Source organism: Kyrpidia sp. (assembly GCF_023512215.1).
Taxonomy (GTDB): domain Bacteria; phylum Bacillota; class Bacilli; order Kyrpidiales; family Kyrpidiaceae; genus Kyrpidia; species Kyrpidia spormannii.
The window spans coordinates 133718-150921 of sequence record NZ_JAILZZ010000002.1 but is presented as its reverse complement, the minus strand read 5'-3'; the positions used below and the strand labels follow the sequence as shown (position 1 = coordinate 150921).

The window sequence follows — 17204 nt, the reverse complement described above, 5'->3', positions numbered from 1 at the left end:
CTTTCGCCCATTGCGGAAGATTCCCTACTGCTGCCTCCCGTAGGAGTCTGGGCCGTGTCTCAGTCCCAGTGTGGCCGCCCACCCTCTCAGGCCGGCTACGCATCGTCGCCTTGGTGGGCCGTTACCCCACCAACCAGCTAATGCGACGCGGGCCCACCCGACAGCGGGTTTCCCCTTTCCCGCAAAAAGCATGCGCCCTTTGCGCCTATCCGGAATTAGCGCCCGTTTCCAGGCGTTGTCCCGGTCTGCCGGACAGGTTGCCCACGCGTTACTCACCCGTCCGCCGCTGGCCTCCCCGGGGCAAGCCCCGGGGCGACCCGCTCGACTTGCATGTATTAGGCACGCCGCCAGCGTTCGTCCTGAGCCAGGATCAAACTCTCCGTGAAAAGATTCATCCGGGCTAACAGTGGCGTACTGTTTGATTCTCAAGGATCGAGGTGCCGCTTCGAGCGGCAACATATGTTATTCTATCACATCTACGCAGGACGTGCAATAGGGAAATCCAACCCACATCGCCGCCGTCCTTCGCCCGATCGTACCTCGCATCGAGCGGAATTCATCATAGCAAACTCCGAGCCCTTCTGTCAACCGTTATCCCGAGTTTTACAAACCCAGCCGTTTCGCAATGATGCTTTTCATGATCTCGTTTGTCCCGGCATAAATCGTATCCACCCGGACATTTTGATAGTGTCGGCAGATCGGATACTCTTCCATGTACCCGTACCCCCCGTGCAACTGAAGCACCTGGGCGGCCACCCGGTTGGCCATCTCTGACACCCACCATTTTGCCATCGATGCCTCCATCACTAACTCCCGACCTTGAATGTGTTCCATCACCAGCCGTTCCACGAAGGTACGGGCGATCTCGACCTCCGTCGCCATTTCAGCCAATTTGAAGCTGTTGTGCTGAAAAGATCCAATGGGTTGTCCGAACGCCCGGCGCGTCTTCGCATACTCCAGGCCTTCCTGAAACATCTTCTCGGCCGCGCACAGCGATCCCATCGATGCGATCAACCGTTCCTGCTGCAATTTTTCCATCAAATAATAAAATCCCTTGCCTTCTTGACCCAGTAAATTCCTGGCCGGCACCCGGCAGTCTTCGAATACGAGTTCCGCAGTCCCTTCCGTGTGGCGTCCCATCTTGTTAAGTTTTTTCGCCTTGATAAAACCCGGAGTTCCTTCCTCCACCACCAATAAACTGATGTTTCGATGGGGTTTCGGGTCATTTCCTGTCTTGCAAGCCACAATCACGAGGTCGCAATCCCAGCCATTGGTGATAAACACTTTTTGCCCGTTCAAGATATACGTATCCACATCCCGTACCGCGGTCATACGAAGGGCTGCCAAATCCGACCCGGCGTCCGGTTCGGTCATGGCCACCGCGGTGATCAAATCCCCGGAGGCACACCCCGGCAACCACCGGCGTTTTTGTTCATCTGTCCCGTAGGAGTACAAGTACGGGACCACCACCTCGGAATGCAGAGAAATCGGGATATCCACATCCGCCCGGGACATTTCTTCAATCAAAATCAACGCATACTCAAATCCGACTCCGCTGCCCCCGTATTCCTCGGGTAACCACGGGCACAAAAACCCCTGCCTTCCGAACGCCTTCCACACCTCCCGAGGTACCTGGCGGTCCTTCTCCCATTCCCGAAAATACGGCACAACCTCTTTTTGCAGGAATTTTCTCAGCGATTCTCGATACATCTCGTGCTCGCGCGTATAAGACAGCAACATTCTCAGATATGACCTCCTTGTTCTTCCTGTTCCCGCAAGACCCGCTTTAACACCTTGCCTGCGCCGCTCACGGGCAACTGACCGACAAATACGATCTCCCGCAGCCTTTTATAAGGCGCGACAGAGGCGTTGACAAAGCCCATCAACTCCTCCGGCGAAACCCCGCTATTCGGGCGTCGAACCACGTAAGCTTTGGGGATCTCACCCGCTTCGCGATCCGGCTTGCCCACCACCGCGGCCTGGGCCACCGCCGGATGGCTGTGCAGAAGCTCTTCCAGTTCCCGGGGATAGACGTTATAACCTTTATACAGGATCATGTCTTTGATCCGATCCACGATGTATAAATAACCGTCTTCATCCAGCCGCCCTAAATCTCCCGTGTGCATCCACCCGTTCCTAAGAACCTCGGCCGTTTCTTCAGGTTTGCGATAATACCCTTTCATCACCTGAGGACCTCGAATGCAAACCTCGCCGATCTCCCCCGCAGGCAACGACCCTTCCCCTCGGCCAACTGGGGCAATTTTGCAATCGGTGTCAAAAACCGGGATGCCGACACTGCCGGGTTTGCGCAAACCGCTGCGGCCCGACGGATTCGACGTCGCACCCATGGTGACTTCGGTCATCCCATATGCCTCCACCACCACGGCCTCCGGAAAATGCTGCTGTAATCGAGCAATCGTTTCCACCGGCAAGGGGGCCGCTCCGGAGCTGATGTGACGGACAGAGGGAAATACCTCGTTTCCTGAGTCGATTTGCCGAAGGAGGGCGTGGAAAACGGCTGGCGCGCCTCCCAAAGTGGTCGCCTGATACCGGCGCGCATCCTCGAGATAGGTCCTTGGGTCAAATCTCGAGTGCAACACGATCGTCGTCCCGGTTAGAATCGGGTGGTTCAGGTAGCCGATCGTCCCCATGGCGTGAAACCACGGCGTAATATTGACGAGAATGGCTTCACCAAGGGCCGTGCGATATTCGGCGTTCTCACCGATGAGGGCTGGGTCAACCGGCTCCAGTACCAAACCGCCGTCCTCGACCCTGGGCAGGCAACCCGTTCCCCAGGCGGCATATTGAACCGTGTTGGCCACGACATGGCGGTGAGTCAACATGACCCCCTTGGGGCGGCCCGTCGTGCCCCCGGTGTACGCCAAATGAGCCAGATCTTCCTCCGGCCGAAAGGGAACATCGGGCTCCATAGGACTTTCTTGACATAACACCTTCCCAAGACTCAGCCAGCCGTCACCCAAAGATCCGGTATCGATCGGTCGGAAGGGTGGACCCATCTCTTCATCCCCCGTGACAAATACCCGCTTCACTCCGGTACCTTCTACGGCCTGCCGCGCCACCCCGGCCAGACGTTCGTGGGTGATCAGCGCCGACGCCTCACTATCCCGGAGCTGAAATGCGACATCGTCCACTGGCAGCAAGGGACTGATCGGCGTGAACACAGCCCCGCTCAACAGGATTCCATAATACGCGATCACATATTGAGGCATGTTAAAGAGATGGATCGCAATGACATCCCCCTTGCCGAGACCCATCCTGTTTAGTGCTGATGCAAAGCGAAGGGAATCCCGGTATAATTCCGAAAACGAGTAGACCTGGGACCTGTAAACCAGGGCGGCCTTCTGTCCGAATCGTCGGGCACTTCCCTTAAAGATGGCCCCCACCGAAACATCGGGATATGATAAGGACCAAGGCAATCCCTTCGGCCAATGCCGATGCCATGACCGCTCCTTCACGTGCGCACCTCCCCGCCACAAAGGCGTAATCCTCGGACTATTATTGATTATATCGTTAAAATCATACAAATCAAGGGGAGCCGGATGCGTTCCGTTCCCCTTCACGTTGCCGTCATCCACCCATAGACGTCGGCGCGAGGCCTCGCCCGCAATCACGAAACAGGGTCAGCATAAAAAAAGTGACGGCGGCAGCCGAGGTAAATACGAAGCGGGAAAACCGCCGTGAGAAGAAATATGCCGCCCGTGAACCGGGTGGCCGTCAACTGGAGTCTGTGTCGTTCAAAGAGGTGGCACCGAGGGCGCACTGCTCGAACCGGAGGGCCCCGATCCCCCCGAGGCCCTCCCTCCCGTCGAAGTGGAACCCGGGCTCTCAGGGGGCGTTGAGCCCGTCGATGGAAGATTCGAACCCGCCTGGGGGGTGTTCGAGCCCGCCGGGGGCACGCCCGCCCCCGTGGACGGCGTCCCGGGAATCGGCGGGACCACACCGAATCCGGGTGGATAAAATGGCAGCCCCCGGGCGTCGAAGAAATACTGGGGAACTTCACCAACCAAGACCATATACGCCACTGGCACACTCGTCTGAACGTCCAGCGGTTCCGCCACAAAAGGTGCGAGGATCTGAATACGGGCTTGGACTTTAATGTCCACCTCATGAATGGTTTGGTTGATCCCCGCCTGTTTCGTGGTCTGCTGGACTTCCGATTCTGCGCTGCCAAAGGGCACGATCGACACGGGAATCATCGGACCGAAGGTCGAGAAAATGGAACTGTTCATCGCCTGCCCGATGGGGACATTGATCTGTTGGGTGGCCAGGTGATCGACCACCGCCTGCACCCGGGTGGTGACATCCGTCTGCAGGCGAAGCACCTCTTGTTCGTTCAGCGTGGCTCCGATCACCCGGCCGTTCCTGTCCGTTTGCAAAGTAACGAGTCTCGAGTAATCGACGCCTTGCTGGACCGTCTGCACGAGCGCTCGGTTGATGGCATCCGCAGCCAACCTTCGGGCCATCCCTTTCGCGATATCCACAAAAACGGGACGAATATTATAATCAAGTACGTAGAACGCCAGAACCAGAAAGCCGAGAATTCCCGCGGCGGCCAGTACCAACGACCGGCGGCCGGCCGGGCCCCGGCGCCGAAATCCAGCGCGAAAACGGCGGCCAAATCGCATGGGCACGGACATCTCCTCCCGCTGCATAGGTATGCCAGCCCCATCGGGCGCATGCCCCTGCTCGGCGAAGGAACTGAAACCGGGTAAACGCCAGAAGATTGTGCCGGGGGGTGCAGGGCCGGCGGGAACCGGGAAAGGACGTGTATCCATGCCTTTTGTCGACTTGAACGGCGAACTCGTGGAATACTCGCTGATTTTCCGCCCCAATAAAAAACGCCTCACCCTTCGCGTGGGTTGGGACGGGACCATTCGCGTTTCGGCTCCCCTGGGGGTCGCCATCGGAACCATCGAGGAATTCCTCCGCCAAAAGGCAAAATGGATCTTCGCCAAACGGACGGAATTTGCCCGGCTTAGGGCGAGTGTTCCGAAAAAAACTTACTCCCCTGGAGACGTTTTTCACTTTCTCGGTCAACCGTACCCGCTCCACATCAAAGAGACCCTTGTGGGCACCCCGGGGTCCCTGCAACTGAGTGAAGGGCATTTTTGTGCGGAGATCAACCCATCCTGGGATGCCGAAACCCGCCGGGAACGTTTATCGCATCTGTTTCGCGAGTGGTATCAGAGGGCCGGGTATCACTGGGCACTGCGCAGAATCGCTGTTTATGGGGAAAAGCTTCACTGTTTCCCGGCGAAGGTGGCCATTCGGGATCAAAAAACCCGCTGGGGAAGTTGTACATCAAAGGGTGCGATCTATTTGAACTGGCGAATATTCATGGCACCCCGTCACGTTGTGGACTACGTCATTGTTCACGAACTGGCTCATCTGCGCCATTTCGATCACTCGCCCCGCTTTTGGGAACTTGTGGAATCGGTGCTGCCCACGTACGCCGACGCCAAAGCCTGGCTGAAAGAGTATGGCTTGACCCTCGATTTATGACCGCATCGCGGCACAAAAAAAGAGGGCGCGCGCCCTCCCCTTTTGTGTCGGCCCATCCCGCATGGCCGACATGACCGTCAATGAAACTCAATGTTCACCCGGCGCCCCCGGGACGGCTGCGCCTTATCCATGCGGATCTCGAGAACGCCATTGCGGTACGACGCCCGGGCCGATTCTGGCTTGACTTCCACCGGCAGGGCGACGGTCCGGGAGAAACGGCCATAAAACCGTTCTCTTTGGAGAAAATCGTCGTCCCGGCGTTCCTCGTCTCCTTCAATAACCCCGCTCAAATGAACCCGATCGTCGTCGACGTCGATTTCAAGATCGTCCGCTTTGCGCAGACCGGGAATATCGCAGGAAACCACCACCTGATTCCCGGTTTCGTACACGTCAACCCGAGGAAGCGCCCCTGAGACCCAACCGGTACGCCAGACCTCGGGGTCCAGCAAACGTCCGACGTCCCGCCTGAAAGACTCCAGGTGACGCAGGGGGTCCACCGGCAACGGAAGTGGCATTGGCTCTCCCTCCCTTTTTGATCACGTGGACCACTCCTAGCATGGCTCCCGGGCCCGAAGAGCTTGCATGCCACATCCTCCCGTCGCACGGATCAAGACCGGATGCGGAAACGCAGAAACCGGCGCTTGCCGACCTGGACCACCATGCCCTCCCGCGGCTCGATCTCCCGATCCGGACTGTCGATCCGTTCATCGTCTACCCGCACTCCGCCTTGTTCGATCAACCGCCGGGCCTCTCCGTTAGATCCGGCTAGCCCGTTCTCCACCAGAAGGCGAACAATCCAGACAGGCCCTGGGGGAATTTGCCGCTCTTCAATGTCTGAGGGAAGTTGTCGTTCCTGAAAAATAGTTCGAAAATGATCTTCCGCATCTTCGGCGGCATTCGGACCGTGGTACATGCGAACTAAAGTTTTGGCGAGGCGCATCTTGGCATCCCTCGGGTGCAGCCGTCCTTCTGTCAAATCTACTTTTAACCGGTCCAACTCGTCATTGGACAGATCCGTCACGAGCTCAAAATATTTCACCGTCAACGAATCCGGGATCGACATGGCTTTCCCGTACATGTCCCGGGGCGGATCATCCAGGCCGATGTAATTGCCGAGGCTTTTGCTCATCTTTTTCTCGCCGTCGAGCCCTTCGAGCAGGGGCACCATCACCGCTGCCTGTTGGGACTGCCCAAACTCCTTCTGAAGCGTCCGGCCCATCAACAGGTTGAATTTCTGATCTGTTCCCCCAAGCTCCACGTCCGCCCGCAGGGCGACGGAATCGTATCCCTGCATGAGCGGATAGAAAAACTCGTGCAGGCTGATCGGCAAACTTCCATAAAATCGCTTGTGAAAATCCTCCCGCTCCAGCATCCGCGCCACTGTGGTAGAAGCCGCCAGCCGAATCACCTCGGCGAAAGTGAGGGGCGCCAGCCAGGTCGAGTTGAACACGACGTGGGTACGGCCGGGATCGAGCACCTTGAAGAGTTGTTCCTCGTACGTTTTCGCGTTGGCCCGCACCTGCTCCTCGGTCAGTTGGCGGCGCGTCTCCGATTTGTCTGTAGGATCTCCGATGCGGCCGGTGAAATCCCCGATCACCAAATACACTTCGTGTCCGAGATCCTGGAACTGGCGCAGCTTTTGCAGCACCACCGTGTGCCCCAAATGAATATCCGGGGCGGTGGGATCCAATCCCAATTTGACCCGCAGCGGCTTTCCGCTGAACACCGACCGGCGCACCTTTTCCACCAGTTCCTCTTCGGGTACAATCTCCGCGGCACCCCTGCGAATGACAGCGAGTTGTCTGGCCACTTCCGCCTCCTGTTCCGCGGACAAGTCGAACGCTTCCATCAATCGTCCATCCTCCTTCTCCTCCGCACTGTACCTCAGCTCAATATCCAGTGTCAACGAAACAAAATCACAAGAACGCTCCCTGGTTTTGTTATAATAAATGCATTGGACGAGGAGGAAATCATGTGGAAGAAAAGGTACAGATTCCCGAACAACCTAAACGACGCAGATGGCTATTATGGGCAGCTATTTTAGCGGGTGCCGCCTTTTTGGTCATTGTTGCAAGCGGTGTGACGTATGCCGTTCGGGTCACCCGGGCCGCCCCGCCCTTGGATTTGGCTCGATTGTCTCAATTGTCTCAAATCACAACGGTGGTCGATCGTGAAGGTCGCCCGTTAGGGTTACTCATGACCGACGGGTCCCGGGAGCCCATCTCATCCTTGGCCGAGGTCTCGCCTGACCTGGTCCATGGCGTGATCGCCGTAGAAGACAAGGACTTCTATCATCATCCCGGAGTGGATATTCAAGCCATCTTTCGAGCTCTTTGGCAGAACATCCGCGGCCAACAGATTGTCAGCGGGGCGAGCACCCTCACCCAACAGACTGTGAAACTCGTGTTTTTCCCCGACCAAGCCCGTACCCTCACCCGCAAGATTCAAGAAGCGCTACTCGCGATCGAATTGGAACGCAAGTTGAGCAAGGACGAGATTCTCACCACTTACTTGAATTGGGCCTACTTTGGCCAGGTTGGGACGATGAACGTATACGGAGCCGAACAAGCGGCACATACATTTTTTGGAGTAAACGCCAAAGATTTGAATCTGGCCGAGGCGGCCATGCTCGCCGCGTTGCCCAACAATCCTTCCCTGTTCTCGCCGTACAGCCACTTTTCAGCCGCCAGAGAACGGCAGAGTCTCGTCCTGAGTCGAATGTTGGAACAGCATTATATCAACGAGGAGCAGTATCGCCAAGCCCTCGCCTTCGACATCCAGAAGGCCTTGCGGCCGATATCCCAACACTCGGCGGCCAAATATCCGTATATCCTGGATGAGGTCCAAGACGACGCTGCTTCCCTGCTGGTACAACGCGGCCTCGCCCCGGACCTGGATAAAGCCAAGGAACTTCTCGCCACCGGAGGCTTCCGAATCGAAACCACCATCGACCGAGATTTGCAAGATCGAGTAAACGAGGCGGTGTCCGGGCAATCCTACCGACCCGATATCGGTTATTCCGCGTTATTGAACGGCAGACCGACCCCGATCAAAAATGCCATGGAGCAGGTCGGGGCGGCGGTCGTCAACAATTCGGACGGGAGTATCCTGGCTGTATACGGCGGTCGGGACTATAACCGGGATCAAATCGATCATGCCCGGCTCCCGCGACAACCGGGATCCACCATGAAACCGATTGGCGTGTACGGTCCGGCGGTAGACCGGGGATTGATTGGTTCCGGAAGCGGCGTCGACGATGTACCAACCTCCTGGCCGGGCTACCGCCCAAACAATTTTGACAACCGTTTCCACGGGATGATGACAGTTCGGGAGGCTTTGGTGCAATCGTACAATATCCCGGCTCTGCAAGTGTTTAGCCGCCTCGGGCCGGGGGTGGGGATGGAATACCTCAAAAAACTTGGGATCACCACCCTCACGCCCGACGACGCCGTGATCAGTGCCGGCATCGGGGGGTTGTCCAAGGGATTGACAGTGGAAGAAGCTACAAACGCCTTTACCGTCTTTCCCAACCAAGGGTCTGTACACCCGGTTCACTTGATCACCAAGATTGTCGATCGGGATGGGCGTACGGTGTACCAGCACGCGAATCAGACGACCCAGGTTTTTTCGCCGGCAGCCAGCTACATCCTCACCGATATGCTTCGGGACGTGGTACGCCGGGGTACTGGATCCGCGGTGGGACGGCGCTTTCCTTCCATGGCCGTCGCCGGCAAGACAGGCACGACAGACGACGACCGCGACTCGTGGTTCATCGGTTTTACCCCGGATGTGACCATCGGGGTCTGGGTGGGATACAATTACCCGTTCCCGTTACATCCCGTACCCGGTGTCTCGCCACGGGATGAAAGGCCCAGAGCCGTTCAGGTGTTCGCAGACATCCTTCAGCGTGCCCGGGGCGGGCCGTGGCTTCACACGGCCAGCTTCCCTTCCGCCCCGTCGGATGTGGTCCGGGTGAGTGTGTGCAACAAGTCTGGAGAACTCCCCACCGCCTTTTGCCGGGCAGCGGGCACCGTGGTGAGCGAGTTGTTTGTGAAGGGAACCGAGCCCAAAACGGCCTGCGATGTGCACGTTCGGGCAGCTTACACGGTTATAGACGGCAAAAAATACCGGGCAACCACGGCCACTCCGCCCGATGAGATCCGGTGGGGGATCTTTATTCAACGCAAGGCCCATCCCCCGGGGCCCGCTCCTACAGATGCCGGACTGGAGGTGCCTTCAACACCAGATCCCCGGGGCGGCGAAGTGCTGCCTCTGGGGGGAGGCGACACGCCGCAGCCGACCCCCTCGGAGGGTCAATCCGCGCCAGGTACCAACTCGGGGAACGGCAACGGCCAACAGGAACAAAATGGCGGTACACCAGGCCACCCACCAGTGACGACGCCGGGAGCCGGAAACGAGTGATACGGCTCAAATGCCACCGTTATTTCAGCTCGACCACCGTCACCCCGAGCCCGCCCTCCCCAGGCCCACCGTTTCGGAAAGAGCGCACGTGGGGGTGGCTTCGAAGATAGGTTTGCACCCCACTGCGCAGGGCCCCGGTGCCCTTTCCGTGGATCAGGTGAACGGTGGCAAGTCCTGCGAGCACCGCCCGGTCCAGGTACTGGTCAATCTCGGGTATGGCTTCTTCGACGGTCTTCCCCCGCAGGTCCAGTTCCATGCCCACGCCGTCTGCCCCCCGGCGCACCGCCACAGACACCGGTGCCACCGGGGTAGGCGCTTTCTGCTTTCGCAGCGCGGCCACTGGCACCCGGGTCTTCAGAGCCCCGATCTGAACCAAAGCTTCCTTCCCCTGGATCTCCAGCACCGTGCCTTTTTGTCCAAAAGACACCACCTCCACGGCGTCTCCCGGTCCCGGAGTACCGAAGTCTTCCCCGGTGGACGAGGGAACCCTGCGCCCATAGCGGAAGGCCGGCTTTACGCGGTCCAGTCGCTGGCGCAGCTCGGTAAACTGGTGCTCTTTAAGGGAGGATCGATCTTCGCGGCTCAGCCGGCGCAACTCTTCCAGGACCTCCTTGACCTCCCGTTCCGCCTGAAGCACAATCCGCCGGGCGCGCTCCTCCGCCTGGGCAGTCCGCTGATCCGCCTCTGCCTCCCAACGGCGAACCTCCGACTCCCACTGCTGTCGAAGCCGGGACGCCTCTTCCCGATCCAGGCGCGCCCGGTCCGCCTCTTCCCTCGCCTGGTTCCGGGCCGTCTCCAACTGCCGAATCATGTCCTCCACCCTCACATCATCAGCGCCGAGGCGGTGCCGCGCGCGGTCGAGGATTTCTTGCCCCAATCCCAGGCGTGCCGCCACCGCCAAAGCATTGGACCGCCCGGGCACGCCGATCAAGAGGCGATAAGTCGGGCGCAGAGTCTCGGGATCAAACTCGACACTGGCATTCATCACCCCTGGCGTCGTGTAGGCAAAAGCTTTTAGATCGCCGTAATGAGTCGTGGCAATGGTCCGAATCCCGCGATCCACTAAGAACTGCAAAATCGCCTCGGCCAAGGCGGCCCCTTCCGCCGGGTCAGTCCCGGCGCCGATCTCATCGAGCAAAACGAGACTCCGCTCGTTGACCTGGTCCAAAATCTCAATGATGTGTTTCATATGCCCGGAGAAGGTTGACAAGCTTTGTTCAATGCTCTGCTCGTCGCCAATGTCGGCAAAAATCCGTTCAAAAACCGAGAGCTCGCTTCCCTCTGCAGCCGGGATGAATAACCCCGCCTGAGCCATGCACGTCAACAGTCCCGCCGTTTTGAGCACCACCGTTTTCCCGCCGGTATTGGGCCCGGTAATGATCAGGGCGTGATACTCGTCGCCGATCAGGACATCCACGGGCACCACTCGTTCCTTCGGAATCAGCGGATGCCGACACCGCCGCAACCGCAATTTTCCTCCGCCCACAAAGCGCGGGGACACGGCGTCCATCTGCTGGGCTAACCGGGATTTCGCCAGCGCAAAATCGAGGCGGCCTAAACATTCTACCGCCTTGGACAGTCCAGCCTCTTCTTGCCCCACCAAGGCGCTCAACCGGACCAGAATACGCTCGATTTCCCGTTCCTCTTGAGCTTCCAGTCCCCGCAACTCGTTGCCGAGCGGCACAATGGCGGCGGGCTCGATGAACCAGGTCTGGCCGCTGGCCGATTGATCGTGAACGATCCCCCGAAAAGAGTTTTTAAACTCCACCCGGACAGGCACACAGTATCTTCCATCACGAACGGTGACCAGGGGTTCCTGGAGATACTTCTGTGTGTTCGGATTACGAATCAACTCATCCAGAACCCCGCGAATTCGATCGGCGAGCGTCCTCTTCCGGCGGCGCAGGGCCGCCAGCTCCGAACTGGCGCCATCCAGAATCGAGCCGTCCTCCCCAACGCTGTCCCGGATCACCTTCTCCAACTCGGGCAACTCGGGAATCCCGGAGGCCAGGGCCTGCAACTGAGGGGTTCGGGCCTTGGATTGCACCTGTTCCAAAGAACGCTGCACCCGCCGTCCAACTCGCATCAGTTCCGCTGTCGCATAAAGTTGTTCGGAGCTCAGCACTCCCCCGCGGGCAGCCCGGCGTACCCATTCGGTGACATCTGTGGCTCCCTGTAAAGAGACTCCCCCCGCCAACCGATCCCAAGCTTGAGCCTCGTCCGTTTCTCTGCACCAAGACCTAACCTCCTCTTCGTCGGAGGAAGGAAGCAATTCAAGAGCCAGGGTCCTACCCATATCCGTTTGCGCGTGGTCTGCCAAGATCCGGCAAATCTTTTCAAATTCGAGAACCCGCAAAGTCCGCGGTTCCACGGCAACAACTCCCTTCGTTCACCGAAATCGACCTGTACTCTCATGATTCACCGAACGCCGGGAATACTATGGGCGCAGGACCCGCACCGCCCACGAAAGGAGGCAGAACGGGTGAACATCATCGGCGCTGTGGTTCGTTTTGTGGTGTCCGCACTGGTCCTCATGGTGGTGGGCTATCTCGTCCCCGGATTCGGACGACTCACCTTCTGGAGTGCGCTCTTGGCCGCTCTGGTCATCGCCGCATTGGGCTGGGTCGTCGAAATGTTGTTCGGGGAACGAATGACACCCTATGGGCGGGGAATCATCGGCTTTCTGTCCGGAGCCGTCGTGATCTACCTGGCCCAACTCTTTGTGCCCGGCATGCGCGTCACCATCCTCGGTGCTTTATTGGCATCCCTGGTCATCGGGATTATCGACTTGTTTGTCCCGACCCAGTTCAGTCGCCGAGAAAACCGAACATAACTCACAGTCCGGGCCGGACGCCCTTCGAGAAAAGCCCAGGGAACTCCTGGGCTTTTCTCTTAGGATTCTTCCCGGATGCGGGACTCGCTCTCCCGCTCCAGACTTCTTAGAAGGTCCTCATATTCATCGCATAACCGTAGATACCGGTCCGCAATATTGACCGCCGCCAACACAGCGATCCGGCTGTAATCAAGGCGCGGATTTTGTTCGCCGATTTCCTTCATCTGCTCGTCCACCAATCGCGCGACCCGCCTGAGATACTCCACCGATGCCTGTCCCTTCAGCGCATAATCCTGCCCGTAAATATCCACGCGAACGCGATTGGATTCAGGTTCCTTCTGCCCCTGCCCTGTGCTCATCGGGAGCACCCCCTCCCGTCACTCCGACCGCAACTGAACGCCCCGCTCCCTCAGGGTATCGATCAGCCGCCGGAGGGCATCGTTCACTTCTTCGTCTGTCAGCGTCCGTTCTTCGGCGCGGTAGGACAGACGAAATGCCAAGCTTTTATACCCTGGAGGGACCTGAGCCCCTTCATAAACGTCAAACAGCTCCAGATTCTCCAACCAAGGGCCGCCGCTTTCCCGAATCCCAGCCTCCACCTCCCGGGCGGCCCGTTCCCGGGGGACAAGAAGTGCCAGGTCCCGTAAAATCCCGGGATAGCGAGGCAACGGACGATAGGTGGTTGCTCCAGGTAAGCCCTTGACGATGCCCTGCATATCCAGTTCGATATAATAACCCTTTGGTATTCCCCACCGTTCCTCCACCTCCGGGTGAAGTGCCCCCACCCACCCGATCTTCCCTCCGTTAACCTGGATTTGTGCCGTGCGTCCGGGATGAAGACCTTCGCGAACCCCGGGGACAAAGTCCGCCTGAACGCCAAGCCGCTCCAGCACGGCAGCTGCGACCCCCTTGGCCGCGTAAAAATCCGCCGGACGTCCTTCCCAGCCGATCCCGTGCGGACCGAAACGGCCGAGGATGAGCGCCCCCACTTGCTCTCGCTCCTCGGGAAGGTTGGTGACGGGTAAGCCCCGGGGGTGAAAAACCCGGCCGATCTCGTAGATTGCAATCTCCCGCTGGTCACGTCGCACATTGTAGGCCGCCGCATCCAACAATCCCGGCAACAACGTCGTGCGCAGGGCGGTTCGCTCCTCGGACATCGGGTGTAAAACCGCCAGGTACTCCTGGGATCGTCCCTCATTCAACCGACCTATGACCGACGGATTTTGCAAAGTGTAAGTCCAGACCTCGAAAAACCCGAGATCAGTCAAGAAGCGGCGGATGGCCCCCCGAACCCGCTGCGGTAACGTGCGGCCGGCGGCCGTGACCCGACCCTCGGGCATCGTCGCCGGGATGTTATCGTACCCATGCAACCGGGCCACCTCTTCCGCCAAATCGATTTCCCGGGAAATGTCACGCCGCCGCGAAGGCACCTCCACCTGCCAGGTCCTCATGTCCCACCGATCCACGGCAAAGCCGAGGCGTTCAAAAATCCGCTCCATCTCCCCCGGCTCTACCTTCACGCCCAACCATTCATTGACCTTATCCGGGCGAAGAACAATCTTCTTCCGTTCCTCGTGTAAGTCCCCTTTGTCCACGGGAGCGCCCACCAGCCGACCGCCCGCGTGTGCTGTAATGAAACGGGAAGCCCGTGCCAAGGCCAAGGGGAGCATTTCGGGATTCACGCCCTTTTCAAAACGGAGTCCTGCTTCGGACCTGAGGCCGAGGTGCCGAGCCGTTCTCCGCACACTCACTGGATCAAACCACGCGGATTCCAATACGATTCGAGTAGTCGAGGCGGTAATTTCGGAATTCTCGCCGCCCATCACCCCGGCCAGACCGATGGCACGCGCCTCATCGGCAATGACGATCATCGAAGGATCCAGCGTGCGTTCCACGCCGTCCAAGGTCCTGAGCCGCTCTCCGGGATGCCCGGTGCGCACCCGAATATGCCCGCCCTTAACCTGGTCAAAATCAAAGGCGTGCAAAGGCTGGCCAAGTTCCAACATCACATAATTCGTCGCGTCGACAATGGCATCAATCGGGCGAATGCCTGCCGCCAAGAGACGCATCTGCATCCAAAGTGGGGAGGACGCCTGCCGAGCTCCGTCAATCACTTGGGCCATATATCGCCGGCAAAGGGGCGTCTCCAAAGTGATCCGGACCGGAGACGGGCCCTCCGCCACACCGCCCTCGGTCCAATCCGGGAACTTGAGCGGGCGATCGAGAATCGCGGACAACTCATGGGCCACGCCGACCATCGACAGACAGTCGGACCGATTGGGAGTGAGATCCAGTTCCAAAACCGCATCGTCCCACCCGAGCACATCCACGATGTCCTTCCCTATCGGGCTATCGGGCGGGAGTACGTACAAGCCCTCTGTCTGATCCTTTGGCAAAAGGCGCACTTCCATGCCGATCTCCTTGGCGGAACACAGCATTCCCTGGGAAGCCACACCCCGAAACACCGCTTCCCCGATCGTTGTCTCCGGGAGCGTGGCCCCCACCAAAGCGGTAGGCACCCGCATGCCCGGAGCCGCATTGGGCGCTCCGCAGACAATCTGCAAGGGATCCCCCCGTCCGACATCCACCCGACAAACCCGCAACCGGTCAGCCTCCGGGTGGGGCCGAACCTCAAGCACCTCCCCCACCACCACCTGCGAAAGACCGGGATTGAGCTGCCGCACCGTTTCTACCGCAACGCCGTGCCGGGTAAGGAGTTCTGCCACTTCCTCCGGACTGAGATCGTCGAGATCGATCCATTCCTGTAACCACCGATACGATACCTTCACTGCCAGACCTCCTCACAATCCCCGGCGGAATTGCCGCAAAAAGTGCAAGTCGTTCATATAAAAATGGCGGATATCGTCAATCCCATATTTCAGCATGGCGGTCCGTTCCACCCCTAAACCGAAGGCAAAACCTGACACCTCATCGGGATCGTACCCCGCTTTCTCGAGCACATAAGGATGGACCATTCCCGCTCCCAGAATCTCAATCCACCCGCTCCCTTTACAGACCCGGCAACCCGCCCCGTCGCACAGCGGACAAGAGACGTCCACTTCTGCGCTGGGTTCAGTGAACGGAAAATAACTCGGGCGCAGGCGAATCTGCCGATCTTCTCCGAACATCCCCCGGACAAAAACGGTGAGCACGCCCTTGAGATCGCTCATGCGGACCCCCCGGTCTACCATCAGCCCTTCGACTTGAACAAAGGAGTGGGAATGGGTGGCATCGTCCTCATCCCTTCGGTATACTCGGCCGGGCACGATGATTTTCACCGGAACGGAAGGACAAGTCTTTTCCAACGTCCGGGCCTGCATCGGCGAGGTATGGGTTCGCATCAGAATCTCTTCGGTAATGTAAAAGGTGTCCTGCATGTCCCTGGCCGGATGATCTTTCGGAATGTTGAGAGCTTCAAAATTATAGTAGTCCAGCTCGACCTCCGGTCCTTCTCGAATTTCGAACCCCATGCCGAGAAAAATCTCTTCAATCTCCTCAATAATCCGGGTCAACGGGTGCAGGCCGCCCACAGTGAAGCGCCATCCGGGAACGGTAACGTCCAATCGTTCGCTTTCCAGCCTCCGCCGCCGCTCTTTTTCCTTCAACGCATCTTGCCGGGAAACCCTGGCCTCTTCCAAAGCGTCCCGGATTTCATTGGCCAGTCGACCGATCCGGGGCCGCTCATCCTCGGACAGCTTGGCCATACCGCGCAAAACAGCGGTCAATTGCCCTTTTTTCCCGAGAAAACGCAGCCTCCACGCCTCTAGTTGGTTCGAATCCTCGCACTGCTCCAATTCCTGTAACGCGCGCCTTTCCAACTCGCGTAAGGTTTCTTCCACAACCCGGCCTCCCTTTTACAACAAAAAAACCTTCGCAGACAAACGAAGGTCTCGCGGAATCATGATCCCCGCGTCAGTTCCGACCACTCAATGCCTTCATTATACGCAATTCCAGCTGCGAAAGAAAGGGACAATCGCAACGGATACCCAATCAGGGACCGGGCTGTTTCGCTTCGGCCCGATCCGGGCCCTCCCAGTCCTCCCGCCGATAGACCCAGTAGTGAACCAGCAGCTCGACGAAGGCGTACAGCCACGCAACAAGCAGCGCAAAGGTGACGGTAATCACCGCCCCGGGGAAAATCGCGTACACGAGATACACCGTCGCCCAGGCCAAAACGAAATCCACCACGGCCGCGACAAACCCGTTCCACCTGAGGATCACATACCGATCGGTCCAGTACCCCACCCCCGCCAACACCACCGTTCCGGCCACGAGGTGAACCAGCCAAAATGATCCATATAATGGAAAGAACAACTGAATAAACCACAGGCTCGCAAAAGCGGCCGCCACCCGCCAGAATCCGATCATCAGTGCCCGCATCCGCATCCCCCCTCTCCTCTAGGATGGCGGATCCGGTTGCCTTCTA

Annotated in this window: 13 protein-coding genes and 1 rRNA gene; 3 read left to right on the top strand and 11 right to left on the bottom strand. The window is 58.7% G+C overall.

Annotated elements, in window-relative coordinates; translation table 11 throughout:
- The 4 genes from K6T64_RS02245 to yunB form a co-directional block, all read right to left on the bottom strand.
- Window positions 1–386, bottom strand: a 16S ribosomal RNA gene (locus tag K6T64_RS02245); the annotation flags it as partial.
- 217 nt (window positions 387–603) lie between these two features.
- Window positions 604–1740, bottom strand: coding sequence for an acyl-CoA dehydrogenase family protein (locus K6T64_RS02240; protein WP_288008367.1), 1137 nt, complete (start codon window positions 1738–1740; stop codon window positions 604–606).
- Window positions 1741–1742: 2 nt separating this feature from the next.
- Window positions 1743–3476 (bottom strand): AMP-binding protein, encoded by a 1734-nt coding sequence (locus tag K6T64_RS02235; protein ID WP_288008366.1) that lies wholly within the window; start codon window positions 3474–3476, stop codon window positions 1743–1745.
- 279 nt (window positions 3477–3755) lie between these two features.
- A complete protein-coding gene (yunB, locus tag K6T64_RS02230; protein ID WP_232070188.1) occupies window positions 3756–4646 on the bottom strand; it encodes a sporulation protein YunB in 891 nt (296 codons plus the stop codon).
- 148 nt (window positions 4647–4794) lie between these two features.
- Between yunB and K6T64_RS02225 the strand changes: the two genes are divergently transcribed.
- Window positions 4795–5523 carry a M48 family metallopeptidase gene (locus K6T64_RS02225; RefSeq protein ID WP_288008365.1) on the top strand — a complete coding sequence of 243 codons (729 nt, stop codon included), beginning with the start codon at window positions 4795–4797 and terminating at the stop codon, window positions 5521–5523.
- A 77-nt stretch (window positions 5524–5600) separates the two neighbouring features.
- Here K6T64_RS02225 and K6T64_RS02220 read toward each other — a convergent pair whose 3' ends face one another.
- Both K6T64_RS02220 and tyrS read right to left on the bottom strand, forming a co-directional pair.
- The gene (locus tag K6T64_RS02220) at window positions 5601–6038 is read right to left on the bottom strand and encodes an Hsp20/alpha crystallin family protein (RefSeq protein WP_100668264.1); all 438 of its coding nucleotides are present in this window, start codon (window positions 6036–6038) and stop codon (window positions 5601–5603) included.
- Between the two features lie 92 nt (window positions 6039–6130).
- A complete protein-coding gene (gene tyrS / locus K6T64_RS02215; RefSeq protein WP_288008364.1) occupies window positions 6131–7372 on the bottom strand; it encodes a tyrosine--tRNA ligase in 1242 nt (413 codons plus the stop codon).
- Window positions 7373–7497: 125 nt separating this feature from the next.
- On the opposite strand from tyrS, the gene K6T64_RS02210 reads away from it, so the two are divergent.
- Window positions 7498–9945, top strand: coding sequence for a transglycosylase domain-containing protein (locus tag K6T64_RS02210; protein WP_288008363.1), 2448 nt, complete (start codon window positions 7498–7500; stop codon window positions 9943–9945).
- Between the two features lie 19 nt (window positions 9946–9964).
- Here K6T64_RS02210 and K6T64_RS02205 read toward each other — a convergent pair whose 3' ends face one another.
- A complete protein-coding gene (locus K6T64_RS02205; protein ID WP_288008362.1) occupies window positions 9965–12316 on the bottom strand; it encodes an endonuclease MutS2 in 2352 nt (783 codons plus the stop codon).
- A gap of 111 nt (window positions 12317–12427) precedes the next feature.
- On the opposite strand from K6T64_RS02205, the gene K6T64_RS02200 reads away from it, so the two are divergent.
- On the top strand, window positions 12428–12778 hold the full coding sequence (locus K6T64_RS02200; protein ID WP_170086056.1) for a phage holin family protein: 351 nt from the start codon (window positions 12428–12430) through the stop codon (window positions 12776–12778).
- Window positions 12779–12837: 59 nt separating this feature from the next.
- Here the strand turns inward: K6T64_RS02200 and zapA are convergent, their stop codons facing one another.
- The 4 genes from zapA to K6T64_RS02180 all read right to left on the bottom strand — a co-directional run bounded on the left by zapA (window position 12838) and on the right by K6T64_RS02180 (window position 17158).
- Window positions 12838–13137: a cell division protein ZapA gene (zapA, locus tag K6T64_RS02195; RefSeq protein WP_170086057.1), complete on the bottom strand. Its 300-nt coding sequence runs from the start codon at window positions 13135–13137 to the stop codon at window positions 12838–12840.
- Between the two features lie 18 nt (window positions 13138–13155).
- Window positions 13156–15567, bottom strand: coding sequence for a phenylalanine--tRNA ligase subunit beta (gene pheT, locus K6T64_RS02190; RefSeq protein WP_288008359.1), 2412 nt, complete (start codon window positions 15565–15567; stop codon window positions 13156–13158).
- Window positions 15568–15579: 12 nt separating this feature from the next.
- On the bottom strand, window positions 15580–16617 hold the full coding sequence (gene pheS, locus K6T64_RS02185) for a phenylalanine--tRNA ligase subunit alpha (protein ID WP_100668269.1): 1038 nt from the start codon (window positions 16615–16617) through the stop codon (window positions 15580–15582).
- Window positions 16618–16768: 151 nt separating this feature from the next.
- On the bottom strand, window positions 16769–17158 hold the full coding sequence (locus K6T64_RS02180) for a DUF2512 family protein (RefSeq protein ID WP_157935499.1): 390 nt from the start codon (window positions 17156–17158) through the stop codon (window positions 16769–16771).
- Window positions 17159–17204: the final 46 nt, after the last annotated feature.

Bases quoted from the DNA above. Each gene is read 5' to 3' on its own strand.
- K6T64_RS02240 (WP_288008367.1), bottom strand. From the start codon at position 1,740: ATGTTGCTGTCTTATACGCGCGAGCACGAGATGTATCGAGAATCGCTG.
- yunB (WP_232070188.1), bottom strand. From the start codon at position 4,646: ATGCGATTTGGCCGCCGTTTTCGCGCTGGATTTCGGCGCCGGGGCCCG.
- K6T64_RS02225 (WP_288008365.1), top strand. From the start codon at position 4,795: ATGCCTTTTGTCGACTTGAACGGCGAACTCGTGGAATACTCGCTGATT.
- K6T64_RS02220 (WP_100668264.1), bottom strand. From the start codon at position 6,038: ATGCCACTTCCGTTGCCGGTGGACCCCCTGCGTCACCTGGAGTCTTTC.
- tyrS (WP_288008364.1), bottom strand. From the start codon at position 7,372: ATGGAAGCGTTCGACTTGTCCGCGGAACAGGAGGCGGAAGTGGCCAGA.
- zapA (WP_170086057.1), bottom strand. From the start codon at position 13,137: ATGAGCACAGGGCAGGGGCAGAAGGAACCTGAATCCAATCGCGTTCGC.
- K6T64_RS02180 (WP_157935499.1), bottom strand. From the start codon at position 17,158: ATGCGGGCACTGATGATCGGATTCTGGCGGGTGGCGGCCGCTTTTGCG.